The sequence below is a fragment of the uncultured Anaerococcus sp. genome, assembly GCF_947253225.1.
GTDB lineage: Bacteria > Bacillota > Clostridia > Tissierellales > Peptoniphilaceae > Anaerococcus.
Map to the genome: position 1 here is coordinate 1 of NZ_CAMXYR010000002.1, position 12,203 is coordinate 12,203.

The 12,203-nt window shown below is 34.3% G+C and carries 12 protein-coding genes and 1 pseudogene; 9 read left to right on the top strand and 4 right to left on the bottom strand.

Annotation, left to right across the window (positions count from 1 at the left end):
• Positions 1-90: 90 nt before the first annotated feature.
• The 4 genes and pseudogenes from Q0W95_RS00360 to Q0W95_RS00375 all read left to right on the top strand — a co-directional run.
• Positions 91-1,422, top strand: a pseudogene (locus Q0W95_RS00360) (IS1182 family transposase); the annotation flags it as partial.
• A 337-nt stretch (positions 1,423-1,759) separates the two neighbouring features.
• Positions 1,760-2,680: a glycosyltransferase family 2 protein gene (locus Q0W95_RS00365; RefSeq protein ID WP_297788368.1), complete on the top strand. Its 921-nt coding sequence runs from the start codon at positions 1,760-1,762 to the stop codon at positions 2,678-2,680.
• 34 nt (positions 2,681-2,714) lie between these two features.
• Entirely contained in the window at positions 2,715-3,188 is a 474-nt protein-coding gene (locus Q0W95_RS00370; protein ID WP_297788371.1) for a hypothetical protein, read from the top strand.
• 9 nt (positions 3,189-3,197) lie between these two features.
• On the top strand, positions 3,198-3,371 hold the full coding sequence (locus tag Q0W95_RS00375) for a CPBP family glutamic-type intramembrane protease (protein WP_297788572.1): 174 nt from the start codon (positions 3,198-3,200) through the stop codon (positions 3,369-3,371).
• 282 nt (positions 3,372-3,653) lie between these two features.
• On the opposite strand, the gene Q0W95_RS00380 is transcribed toward Q0W95_RS00375, so the two are convergent.
• Entirely contained in the window at positions 3,654-4,934 is a 1,281-nt protein-coding gene (locus Q0W95_RS00380; RefSeq protein ID WP_297788374.1) for a glucose-6-phosphate isomerase, read from the bottom strand.
• Positions 4,935-5,251: 317 nt separating this feature from the next.
• Here Q0W95_RS00380 and rbr point away from each other — a divergent pair, with 317 nt between their 5' ends.
• From rbr to Q0W95_RS00400, 4 genes are all read left to right on the top strand, one after another.
• Positions 5,252-5,842, top strand: a complete 591-nt coding sequence (gene rbr, locus Q0W95_RS00385) for a rubrerythrin (protein WP_297788376.1) — start codon at positions 5,252-5,254, stop codon at positions 5,840-5,842.
• A 165-nt stretch (positions 5,843-6,007) separates the two neighbouring features.
• Entirely contained in the window at positions 6,008-6,730 is a 723-nt protein-coding gene (nagB, locus tag Q0W95_RS00390) for a glucosamine-6-phosphate deaminase (protein ID WP_297788378.1), read from the top strand.
• 104 nt (positions 6,731-6,834) lie between these two features.
• A complete protein-coding gene (locus Q0W95_RS00395) occupies positions 6,835-7,053 on the top strand; it encodes a helix-turn-helix transcriptional regulator (protein ID WP_297788380.1) in 219 nt (72 codons plus the stop codon).
• Entirely contained in the window at positions 7,037-7,744 is a 708-nt protein-coding gene (locus Q0W95_RS00400; protein WP_297788382.1) for a DUF3169 family protein, read from the top strand. The genes Q0W95_RS00395 and Q0W95_RS00400 overlap by 17 nt, the downstream gene beginning before the upstream one ends.
• Positions 7,745-7,762: 18 nt before the next feature.
• Here Q0W95_RS00400 and Q0W95_RS00405 read toward each other — a convergent pair whose 3' ends face one another.
• The 3 genes from Q0W95_RS00405 to Q0W95_RS00415 form a co-directional block, all read right to left on the bottom strand.
• Positions 7,763-8,188, bottom strand: coding sequence for a DUF3021 domain-containing protein (locus Q0W95_RS00405; RefSeq protein WP_297788384.1), 426 nt, complete (start codon positions 8,186-8,188; stop codon positions 7,763-7,765).
• An 8-nt stretch (positions 8,189-8,196) separates the two neighbouring features.
• Entirely contained in the window at positions 8,197-8,637 is a 441-nt protein-coding gene (locus tag Q0W95_RS00410) for a LytTR family DNA-binding domain-containing protein (RefSeq protein WP_297788386.1), read from the bottom strand.
• Between the two features lie 209 nt (positions 8,638-8,846).
• Positions 8,847-10,079: an aminopeptidase gene (locus Q0W95_RS00415; RefSeq protein ID WP_297788387.1), complete on the bottom strand. Its 1,233-nt coding sequence runs from the start codon at positions 10,077-10,079 to the stop codon at positions 8,847-8,849.
• A gap of 130 nt (positions 10,080-10,209) precedes the next feature.
• On the opposite strand from Q0W95_RS00415, the gene pepF reads away from it, so the two are divergent.
• On the top strand, positions 10,210-12,009 hold the full coding sequence (gene pepF / locus Q0W95_RS00420) for an oligoendopeptidase F (protein ID WP_297788390.1): 1,800 nt from the start codon (positions 10,210-10,212) through the stop codon (positions 12,007-12,009).
• Positions 12,010-12,203 lie beyond the last annotated feature (194 nt).

The window sequence follows — 12,203 nt, forward strand, 5'->3', positions numbered from 1 at the left end:
GAAAAACATAACTTCATCTACTTTTTCTATGCGATAAATGCTTAAATCAAGCCATCTATGGGTATGAATATACTAAAGATGGAGGAAGTTATGCTACATAAGAATGAAAAAAATAACACTGAACAAGTTCAAATGGTATCGGTAGAACAACTAGTCCCAAAAGATCACACATTAAGAAAAATAGACAAATACATAGACTTTAACTTCATATACAATCTAGTAGAAGATAAATACTCACAAACAACAGGTAGACCAAGCATAGCCCCAGTAGTATTAATTAAACTTGTAATCCTGCAATACTTCTTCAACATAAACAGCATGAGACAAACAATAAGAGAGGTAGAAGTAAACCTAGCCTATCGTTGGTTCTTAGGCATAGACTTCTACGATAAAGTCCCACACTTCTCAACCTTCGGAAAAAATTATGAAAGAAGATTTAAAAATACAGATATATTCAATCAAATATTTGAAAACATCCTAGACCAAGCAATGAGCCATGGATTTGTAGACACAAAAATACAATTTGTAGATTCAACTCATATAAAAGCCCACGCCAACAGACACAAAAGTCAAAAAGTAAAAATAAAGAAAAAAGTAAAATCATATCAAAGAAAACTAGAAAAAGAAGTAAACGAAGACAGAAACAACAATGGCAAAGATGACTTTGATTACCCAGATGGGGATATATTAGAAGAAAAAGAAATAACCCAATCAACAACAGATCCAGAAAGTGGACTGTTTCATAAAGGAAATCACAAAGAAGTATTTGCCTACTCAATCCAAACATCATGTAATAAAAATAGCTGGATATTAGGATACAAAGCCTATCCAGGAAACCTACACGACTCCATAACCTTCCCATCATTCTTCAAAGAAAAACTAGAAAAATATAGGCCAGAAAAAATAGTAATGGATGCAGGATACAAAATACCAGCAATAGCAAAAGAACTAATAGAAAAAGGAATAATGCCAGTCCTACCATATACAAGACCAAAAGGAAAAACTGATAAAGAATCATTCTATCCAAAACAATACAAATATGACCAAACAAACGACTGCTACATATGTCCAGAAAAGAAAATCCTACTCTACTCAACAACAAACAGAGAAGGCTACAGAATATATCAAAGCAAGAAAAGTTTATGCGAAAACTGCCCATCTTTAAGTAAATGCACAAAAAGTAAAAGCAAAGTAAAAGTAATAATTAGACATATCTGGCAAGGATACATAGCTTACTGTGAACGGTACAGACTAACTGATACAGGAAAAGCAGAATACAAACAAAGAAAAGAAAAAATAGAACGACAATTCGGAAGTGCAAAAGAATACCATAGCTTTAGATACACCAACATGATAGGCAAAGCAAAAATGAGTATGAAAGCAGCACTAACTTTTGCGTGCTTAAATATGAAAAAACTAGCAAAATTACTAGATAGATTAGAGGGAAATGGAGGTGATTTTCCTATATTTACTAAGATATTTACTCTATCATTTGAAAATTCAATAAATTTACTAATAAAAACAGAAAGAGCGTCGACAGGCCCAATTTATTAGTGGGTTTGTCGACACTCTGAAAACAAATTTTCTTTCTTCTTCTCATAAATTAATCCTCTGTATAACTTATATTGAAACATATTATATCATAGTACTAATAAATGTAAAAGATATTCATAAATTTAAAGGTATAATTGAAACAAAATCAATTAATCTTAAATTGACAAAACTTATCTTGAATATAAAATACACAGGAGGTAAGGCTATGGCCAAGATAGACATAATAATCCCTGTTTACAATGGGGAAGATTTTATAGGTCAAACTATAAAATCAATAGAAGAAAATAATTTTGCTGATATTAATATTATCCTTGTTGACGATGGTTCTATTGACGGGACAGAATCGGCAATCTCTAAATTGAGAGAAAAATATGACAATATTTCATATTATAAAAAAGAAAATGCTGGAGTGTCTGCAGCTAGAAATTTTGCAATAGAAAGATCTACCAGCCCTTATATATGTTTTTTGGATGCGGATGACCTTTATCATAAAGATTTTTTGCAAAAAATGTATGGGCAAATTAAATCTACAAATGCTGATACCTGCACATGTGGCTATTATAAGTTAATTGGACAGGAAACTAGGCCTATGAAAAGCGCCTTTAGCAAGAAAGATTTCCTGGTAAATTATCTAATCAGCAAAAATAAACTTCATATCAGCAGTTTTCTAATAAAAAGAGAAGTGATCTTTGATAATAATATTCGTTTTGATGAATCTTCTTCCTATGGTGAAGATATAGAGTTTATGACACATGTCATAAAATATTCAAGGGAAATTGAAATAGTCCCAGAATACTTGACCTACTATAGGATTGATTCTACTAGACCAACTCTGTCTACCTTTTCTTTGGATAAAATTAAATCCGATATAGATTTTTCAAATAGGCTAATAAACGATCAAAAGCTAAACTTAAGCCCAAGAGAAAAAGCCGCCGTAAATCATAAACTTATTGCAAATATTGTAAGTAAATTGCTTTTAGGTCTTGACCTTGGTTATGACAAGGAGGAAATAAGAGATATTTATGAGGCTAATAAGTCAATAATTGCAAAGAAAAAAAATGCCTTCGGCCTAAGGTCAATTAAACTTATCTTAACAATTAATAAACTAAGAAATAAAATTGGGTAATAGTAATCTAGGACTTAGTAAAAAAGGAGGAGATATGTTTTATAGAGACGAATCGATCAGAGAATGTAAGAGGGTGATGAAGGAGAGAAATCCTCTGGCATTCACAATTCATTTATTTATCCTGATGATCTTAGAAATGTCTTTTTCTCATATCCTACTTAGATTGGTATCTAATCTTACAGGCAAGGGAGATTTTCTTATAGGAAAGTTATCGGAAAATCACGAGTATGCCATGATTTTTAATCTTTGGTCTACTTTATTGGTAAGCCTTTTCGTGTATTTATTTGTAAAATTTTACCATAAGAGAAATCTCAAATCTCTGGGCCTTGAAGATGATAGGAATGGTGTATCTTACCTTAAGGGACTTCTAATAGGAAGTGGTATGCTTTGGATATCTTTCCTTTTTTCTTATCTATTATCTGGATTTAAAATTCGATTAAATATCCAAAATGTGGACTTAAAGATTTTTCTTTTGTTCGTAATTGGCTGGATCTTTCAAGGTTTCTAAGAAGAATTTATCACAAGGTCTGTGCTAATGAATTATCTAGGTGCTCTTAAAAATCCAAAGACCGGAATTGTTGCCAATAGCTTGATCTTTGCAATCCTTCATGTAGGTAATTCTTACTTTAATCTCATAGCCTTTGTCAATATATTTTTGATGGCCTTGTATTTTCTATGCTTTTTTATATAGAAGATAGCATATATATCAGCCGCAGCCCACAGCGTATGGAATTTCCTCCAAGGAAACTTTTTTGGAATTAATGTAAGCGGAATAATCACAAGCAAAAACACGATTTTCCTAAGCGAATCTGTAGGAAATAAACTCATAAGTGGGGGAGGTTTTGGCATAGAAGCAAGCCTTGTAGTTTCAATAGTTGAGCTACTTGCCTTGTGCTTACTATATAATAAGGCGAGAAAAGTGAGTTTGGTCAGATAGAAAAACCAGGGTCTATGCCCTGGCCTTTTAAATTATTTATTTATTTTCGTATCCTGGTTTTCCGAGTAGTTTGAACATTTGTCCCTTGTACTCTTCAACACCTGGTTGGTTGAAAGGATTTACCCCGAGCATATAGCCAGAAACTCCTACTGCTATTTCAAAGAAGTAGAATAGTTTGGCGATTTCTTTGGCATCAACCTTATCCATGATTATTCTGATGTTTGGAACATTTCCCTTAACGTGAGCAATAGTTGTTCCTTCCATAGCTTGTTTGTTTACAAAACTCATGGTTTTGCCTGCTAGATAGTTAAGACCATCTAGGTTATCCTTATCTTCATTGATGACTAGATCTCTTTCTTGGTTTTCAACTTCGATTACAGTTTCAAAGAGGTTTCTCTTACCATCTTGAATCATTTGACCAACAGAGTGAAGGTCGGTTGTGTTATTTACTGAAACTGGGAAGATACCCTTGCCGTCTTTTCCTTCACTTTCGGCAAAAAGTTGCTTCCACCATTCAGCTATATACCTTAATTTAGCTTCATAGTTTACAAGAACTTCTATATCTTTGCCATCCTCATGGAGCATATTTCTAATCGCTGCATATTTGATAGCTGGATTATCGAAAGATTTCTCAGTGTATATGTCTCTACCTTCCTTAAAGCCTTCCATAAAGGCGTCAATATCAATGCCTGCTGCTGCGAGAGGGAGTAGACCTACGGCAGATATTACAGAAAATCTTCCTCCAATATCGTCAGGGACTACAAAAGTTTCGTATCCTTCAGCATCTGCGAGTTCCTTGAGAGCTCCCTTAGCTTTATCAGTTGTAGCATAAATTCTCTTTCTAGCTTCCTCTTTGCCATATTTTTCCTCGATGGCTTCTTTTAAAAATCTAAAGGCAATAGCTGGCTCTGTAGTTGTACCAGACTTTGAAATTACATTTAATGAATAATCCTTATCCTTTAGAAAATCTAAAAGTTCAGAGAGATATTGACCAGAAATTTGGTTGCCTGCATAGATTAATTTAACTTTTCTATCAGAGGCAAAGTAAGAATCACAAGCCACATCACAAGCCTTAATGCCAAGGTAGGAGCCACCAATACCAATTGAAACCAAAACATCAGAATTTTCGTTAATTCTTTTAGCTGCTTCCTTAATTCTTACAAATTCTTCCTTATCGTAGTCTATAGGTCTGTCAATCCAGCCAAGAAAGTCATTTCCCTCACCACCTTTAGTCATGAGAGTTTCAAAAGAAGTCATAGCCTTTTCTTCGTAGCTATTTAAGTTATCTAGGTTTACCTTAGTAAAATCTATTTTCATATTCTCCTCCTAATTTTACATAACTATTATACCCGATAAAATTATTTTCCATTAACAAATAAATATGCAAGACCTAACAATTTTGTTAAATAAAAAATAAAGAAGTCCCTAGTAGAAATATTGCTATTAAAAAATTTTAAAGATGAAATAAAATATTTAAAATCAGCCATAAAAAAGTTTTAAATGAGAAAATGATAATGATTATATCTATCATATTTAGAATGATAAAAACTTTAGAATCATTCTTGACAAATGAAAATATAAATAATATAATATGAATATCAGATGAAACGTGGAATATAAAAAGGAGATTACATATGACATTAAAAGGAACAAAAACAGCACAAAATCTTATTACATCATTCGCAGGTGAAAGCCAAGCTACAATGAGATACAGATATTCTGCAAAAGTTGCTAAAAAAGAAGGCTACCAACAAATCGCAGCTATCTTTGAAGAAACAGCAAGAAACGAAATTGAGCATGCTGAAAGATTTTACAAATTCTTAAAAGAAGAATTCAAACTTGAAGCTATAGAATTAAACCCAGACTATACAGCATTTCCAGTTATCTTCCATGATACCCTAACAAACCTACAAGGCGCTATTGAAGGCGAAAACGAAGAATGTGAAGATATGTATCCATCATTTGCTGATGTAGCTGAAGAAGAAGGATTTGATGAAATCGCTAGAGCATTTAGAAACATCGCAATCGCTGAAGGTGCTCACAGAGATAGATACCAAAAACTACACGATAATGTAGCTAATGGAAAAGTATTTGAAAAAGACGAAAAAGTTATTTGGAAATGTGGAAACTGTGGTTTCCTTTATGAAGGAAAAACAGCTCCAAAGATTTGTCCAGCTTGTCTTCACAAACAAGAATGGTTTGAAGTTGCTAACTTCAACTATTAATAAAAACTTACCAGAGCCTAGGCTCTGGTTTTTTGTGTCCAAATTTAGAAATTGTTGCAGAAGCATGAAAGTTCTTTCAATCTGCCATTATTTTACTGAAAGAATAGAAGTTTTTTATTCAACCTGTATAATCTAAGTAAACGATTTATTATGTGAGGAGTAGATATGAAAGTTATTGTATGCAAAGATTATGATGATATGAGCAAGAAAGCAGCGGATTTAGTTATTTCTAATATTATAGAAAAACCACAAATTAAATTAGGTCTTGCAACAGGCTCTTCTCCAATAGGACTTTATGAAAACCTAATCAAGGCAAATGATGAGGGAGAGATTAGCTTTAGATATGCAAAATCAGTAAATCTTGACGAATATGTTGGTATAAGTGCGGATAATGACCAATCTTATAAGTACTTCATGAAGAAAAATTTCTTTGACCATGTATCATTTAATGAAGGAGCGAATATTTTGCCATCCGCCCCTGAAAATGACGAAAAATATGCCAAAGACTATGACAAGATTCTCGATGAATTTGGACAAAGAGATATTCAAATTCTCGGTATCGGAGAAAATGGCCACATTGCCTTTAATGAACCTGCTGATAAATTGAATAGGAGAACATCTATAGTAAAATTATCAGAAAGCACTATTGAGGCAAATTCAAGATTTTTTGCCAGTGAAGAAGATGTACCTAGATATGCTATCTCTATGGGTCTTTCTGATATTTTTAATGCAAGAACTATAATTCTTCTTGCTAATGGCAAGAAAAAACATGAGGCAGTAAAAAAACTTATTGTGGGAACAAGTATTGATCCTCATCTCCCAGCAAGTTTTCTTGCCCTTCATCCAAATGTATATATCTATGTAGATGAAGAAGCCTATAGGGGATAAAAATTAGCCAGACTTAGGGTCTGGTGTTTTTTTGTCTAGTATTGACAAAAATACTTGTCAATTATATAATAATGACAAAGATACTTGTCATAAAGGAGGAAGATTTGCTATTAAAAAATAAACTCGCCGAATTTAGAAAGGAGAAAAATATTAATCAGACAGACTTGGGAAAAAGAATTGGAGTTTCAAGGCAGACCATAAGCCTTATAGAAAGAGGAGACTACAACCCCTCTGTAATGGTAGCCCTAAGTCTTGCTAAAGTTTTTAGTGTTAACGTTGAGGATATTTTTTCTTTGGAGGATGATTATGAAAAAGCTCTTTAATAAACGATTTTTGAAAATTATGGTGGTTGGAATTGCAACAGGAATAGTGCTAAAAGTATTTTTAAATAAAGAAATTCTTGAGAATGTTGGGGATGCTGTAAGAAAATCCTACCTTGCCAGTTCCTTTTACTTGGTTATGGCAAGCATGATTTTAAGCCTAATCACATCATATATTTTTTATAGAAAAAGTCTAGCTTTGGTTGAAGATGGTCTAAAGGGTGATGGTTTGATTGAAACAAAGTATACAAACTTTAGCCTTAGAACAAGAGATTTGGGCATATTTATAACATTTGTACTTTTCTCAGGCCTTATACTTTCAATAAACCTTGAAGGTGGGGTGAATGATGGAAATATCCTAAGGTTAATTGTAGGTGTTCTCACTTTCGGGATTTTTATCTACTTATCATCTGTAATTCTTGACAAAAATTATTTGCTAATTCAAAAAATTGAGCCAAATAGAAAGGCTGATAGCCTAGACTTGAACTTTAATGAGAAGTTTATAGAAGAATCTGATGAAAGAGTGAGAGCTGAGTATTATAAAAAAGGCTACAAGGGTTACCAAAGGATGCTTCTTGCAAACTTCATAATGCTAGCTATAATTTGCCTCTTCTCCTTTGAGCTTGACCTTGGGATTCTTAGTCCAATACTCCTTGGGATATCTTCACTTGTAGGTATAGTAGCAGCAAAATAAGCCCGAGCAATCGGGCTTTTAGAGCTTTTTGTTAATCTCGTTAATCATCTTTTTTTCGTAGATATAAATGCAAAAGCTAATTAATAAGTAAATTATAACAAAACTTGCGAAGGCAAAGATTATTGTACTATTGTAGGAAAACCAGCTTAGGTATAATCCTGCAAAGACAAAATATATTGCCAGTATCAGAAAGTGGATGGCGTGATTTAGATAAATTGACCTAGTCTTATTCTTTAAAATCATGCCAGAAAGGACTGATATCACACCAAAGCCTCCATAAACTAAGCATTGGATTATTTTTGCATGACCAGCGCCTACGCTTGCTACAAAGTCAGGCACACCTACAATATCAGCTCCAACTAGTATGGATATAAAAGCTTCAATTAAAGCTCCAATACCAACTCCTGCCAAAAAACCAACTACTAAATCTTTAAAAGTTTTCATATATCCTCCTATAGGCCCAAAGCCTTCCTAAATTCTTTCAAGTTTCTCCTAGAAACATACGAAACATCTCCATTTGTAAGCTCGACAGCAATCGTTCCAATAAAGGATAGGTCGAGTTTTCTTACAAAATCTAAATTTACAATCTCGGATCGAGAAATTCTTATGAATTTGTTTTTATCAAGTCTATCATTAAGTTCATAAATAGTAAGTCTTGATGAAAAAGTTCCATCCTTTGTCTTTACAAAGACGTTCTTATCCTGGGCATAAATCCTTATGATGTCCTTATGAGATGTGATAAAAACTTCCTTGTTTTTAAAGACTACTATTTTATCTACAAGCCTATCGGCCAAAAGATCCTTGAGGTTTTCTACCTCCTTGGAGTAGTCTTTGGCGAAAATCTTGACCCTAGTTTCTTCGATTGATTCATCTATAATTATTTCAACTTTCATTGTCCCTCCTGATTTTATTATAGGTTGCTTTGGGGAAGCTTGCATTAGTTTTGGGATAAGCGGTCGGCTTGGGAGGATAAGTGGTTATTTTTGGCAAAAAAAAGAAGGCTTTTGCAAAATGAATAAATCACCAACTATCCTTAGGAAACTTTATGTAAATCTTCAAGGGTGAGCTGGTGGTTATTCATAAGTTTGCAAGAGCCTAATTATTAAAAGGCCCAATTACCCTTCTCAAATATTTTAAATTCTTTGTCATCCTTGTAGGCAGTTATTGTCAAGTCGCTTGTTCCAACCATGAAGTCCTCATGGATAAGGGAGTCGTTAAGACCGCAAGACCTTACTTCCTTATCGGATAGGTCGCTTGCTCCTTCAACGGTTGTTGGATAAGCCTTACCTAGGGCGAAGTGGCAAGAGGCATTCTCATCAAAAAGAGTGTTGTAGAAGAGGATGTTGGAGTTTGAAATAGGAGAATCATAAGGAACTAGAGCTATCTCTCCAAGGTATTTACTTCCTTCATCACTAGCTAACATTTTTTTCAAGGTATCTTCTCCCTTTTGGGCAGAGAAGGAAATTACCTGTCCATCTTTAAATGCAAATTCAAAACCATCAATAACAACTCCGTTATAAACAAGAGGTTTGCTTGCTACTAGCCTTCCATCTACTCCATCATATTGAGGTGAGGTAAAGACTTCCTCTGTAGGCATATTTGGAATAAAGACATCTCCTTTGGCATTTTTTGAACCAGCTGACATCCAAATATGATTTTTTGGAAGCTTAACCCAAAGGTCGGTTCCGTTTCCTGCCTTATAGTGAACCTTGTCAAATTGGTGGCTATTTAGGAAATCTGCCTTCTCGTTGAGGGTGTTTATATGGTTAGTCCAATTTGCCTTTGTTTCTTCCCAAGATTCTGAAACTCTTGATACATCTAGGATTGTTTCCCATAGTTTGTCGTAGGCTTCTTTTTCTGAAAGGTTTGGGAAGACTTTCTTAGCCCATTTTTTGGTTGGGACAGAGATAACTAGCCAAGATACTATATCATTCATGGTATATTTAACGAATTTTTTTGTCTTTTTGCTATTTTCTCTTATGGCTTCTGAAATTTTCTCGCTATCAAGTCCATTTAGAAGGTCTGGGTCTTCTGCGTGAATTGAAATTCTGTTGGATTTTTTTTGAGCTATTTGGTAGTCCATCTTAGCGATTTTCCAATCAGCGACTTCATTTAGGGTTTCTTGGTCTTGGTATTCGTAGGTAAGTCTAGTGATAGCATCATCTCTCCAGTCAATAGCCACATTTCTTGCTCCTTTTTCGTAGGCTGCCTTTGTGATAAGCCTTGCAAGGTCTGGGTTTTCAACAGGAGATGTTATTAGGACATCCTCACCTTTTTGGACATTAACACCAAACTCAACAGCTAGTTTGGCAAAGTTTTCTATTCTTTTATTCATACTTTCTCCTTTTGCTTTTTTACTATTATACTTCTAGTTAAAATTACTCAACGCTTGCAAGGTGCTAAGTTTTTCTAAGTGGGTAAAATTATAGTAATAAAGTAATTTAATTTAAAGATAAGGAGTATATATGAAAAAAAGAAGCGAAGTTGATGTAAAAGAAACTTGGAAAATAGAAGATATGTATGCAAGCGATGAAGTTTTCTATAAAGAAATCGAAGACGTTAAGACTAGAGCCTTAGATTTTTCTAAAAAATATAAAAATTTATCTAGCGTAGAGGAAGTTTATAAGTCCCTCAAAGAATACTCAGATATTTATGGAATAGTTGGCAACTTGGGAACTTTTGCTGGAATTTCCATGGAAGTGGATACAACAGATGAGCATATGTCAAAAAGATATGCAAAGTTTTGCGATGAAGAATCAAAAATCTCAGGCATCCTCTCCTTCTATGAACCAGCCCTTGCCAAAATAGAGAAGAATATTTTAACAGAAGTAGGAAAAGAGCACCCAGAGTTTACCTATTTTATTGAGAAAATAGAGAAAAAACAAGCCCATCTCCTAGGAGATGAGGCAGAGGCAGTCCTTGCAAAACTTTCACCAAGCCTTGATGCTCCATACAGAAATTACAACGATATGCGTTATGGAGATATGGACTTTGAAAATTTTTCTTATGAGGGAGAAGAAATCATCCTAAACCACAACACTTTTGAAGAATACCTCGAGGCAGATCCAAGGACTGACCTAAGAAGAGAAGCCTTCAAAAGATACCATGATGTGCTTAGGAAATATGAAAACGCAGATGCATCTGTCTACAATACTCAAGTAAGCAACGAAAAAAGACAAGCCGATATTCGTGGTTATGAATCAGTTTTCCACTACCTATTGGCTCGTCAAGATGTAGACTTTGATATCTATGAAAATCAGTTAGATACAATAATGGAAAAACTTGCTCCACACATGAGAAAGTACGCCACAATCATTAAAAAGCATTACGGATTAGAAAAGATGACCTATGCAGATTTGAAGCTAGGCATTGACCCAGATTATGAAATTGAAGTTGACATCCAAAAGGCTCGTGAATATATCCTAGATGGCCTTTCACCACTTGGCAAAGAGTATGTTTCCTACCTAGACAAGGCCTTTAGTGATAGGTGGATTGACTATTCTCAAAATATAGGCAAGAGGACAGGTGCTTTCTGTGCTAGCCCTTATAACTCTCACCCTTTCATCATGACAACCTACAACAGTGGCATGAGCCAAGTTATGACACTTGCCCATGAATTAGGTCATGCTTGCCAAGGTATATACTCAAATGCTAACCAAGAAGCCCTACTTGCTGATATGAGTATGTATTTTGTAGAAGCTCCATCAACAGCAAATGAAATAACTATGGAAAGATATCTTTTGAATAGAGCGAAAGATAAGAGGGAAAGGCTTTGGGTTCTTTCAACCATGATTGGCAAAACCTACTACCATAACTTTGTAACTCACTTCTTGGAGGCAAGCTTCCAAAGAGATGTATATAGGGCAGTGGAAAGAGGAGAAAGCTTAGGGGCATCCGATTTTAATAAGATGTTTAAGGAGAATCTCCAAAAATTCTGGCAAGATGCAGTTGAACTTGACGAGGGAAGTGAGCTTACATGGATGAGGCAACCTCATTATTACATGGGACTTTATCCTTACACATATTCAGCAGGTCTAACCATAGGAACAATTATTTCAGATAAGATTGTAAATGGGGATGATGAGGATAGGAAAAGATGGATTGAAGTTCTAAAAATGGGTGGTTCAAAAGGACCAATTGACCTTGCCAAGGCAGCAGGAGTTGATATGACAACTACCAAGGCTCTTGAAGAGGCCATAGCCTTCATAGGTTCAATAATTGATGAAATAGATGATCTTCTAACTGAGCTAGATATGTATAAGTAGAAGAAGCTTAAAAACCATTTATAAAATTTCTAAGCTTGTTGGAACTTGTAATAAAAAATAAGCCTTTGCATATATATTTTCTTGATAGATAAGCAACAAATCATCTTGACAATATTGATTTTTAGAGTATAAGATGATATAATTAAATAAGTTAGGAATAAGGGGGAGTTTTGCACTCTCCCTTTGTTTATCTA

What these genes read in the sequence shown, in the direction of transcription:
- pepF (WP_297788390.1), top strand. Translation starts at nt 10,210, where the DNA reads ATGAAAAAAAGAAGCGAAGTTGATGTAAAAGAAACTTGGAAAATAGAA.
- Q0W95_RS00365 (WP_297788368.1), top strand. Translation starts at nt 1,760, where the DNA reads ATGGCCAAGATAGACATAATAATCCCTGTTTACAATGGGGAAGATTTT.
- Q0W95_RS00405 (WP_297788384.1), bottom strand. Translation starts at nt 8,188, where the DNA reads ATGAAAACTTTTAAAGATTTAGTAGTTGGTTTTTTGGCAGGAGTTGGT.
- Q0W95_RS00380 (WP_297788374.1), bottom strand. Translation starts at nt 4,934, where the DNA reads ATGAAAATAGATTTTACTAAGGTAAACCTAGATAACTTAAATAGCTAC.
- rbr (WP_297788376.1), top strand. Translation starts at nt 5,252, where the DNA reads ATGACATTAAAAGGAACAAAAACAGCACAAAATCTTATTACATCATTC.
- Q0W95_RS00400 (WP_297788382.1), top strand. Translation starts at nt 7,037, where the DNA reads ATGAAAAAGCTCTTTAATAAACGATTTTTGAAAATTATGGTGGTTGGA.
- Q0W95_RS00410 (WP_297788386.1), bottom strand. Translation starts at nt 8,637, where the DNA reads ATGAAAGTTGAAATAATTATAGATGAATCAATCGAAGAAACTAGGGTC.
- nagB (WP_297788378.1), top strand. Translation starts at nt 6,008, where the DNA reads ATGAAAGTTATTGTATGCAAAGATTATGATGATATGAGCAAGAAAGCA.
- Q0W95_RS00370 (WP_297788371.1), top strand. Translation starts at nt 2,715, where the DNA reads ATGTTTTATAGAGACGAATCGATCAGAGAATGTAAGAGGGTGATGAAG.
- Q0W95_RS00415 (WP_297788387.1), bottom strand. Translation starts at nt 10,079, where the DNA reads ATGAATAAAAGAATAGAAAACTTTGCCAAACTAGCTGTTGAGTTTGGT.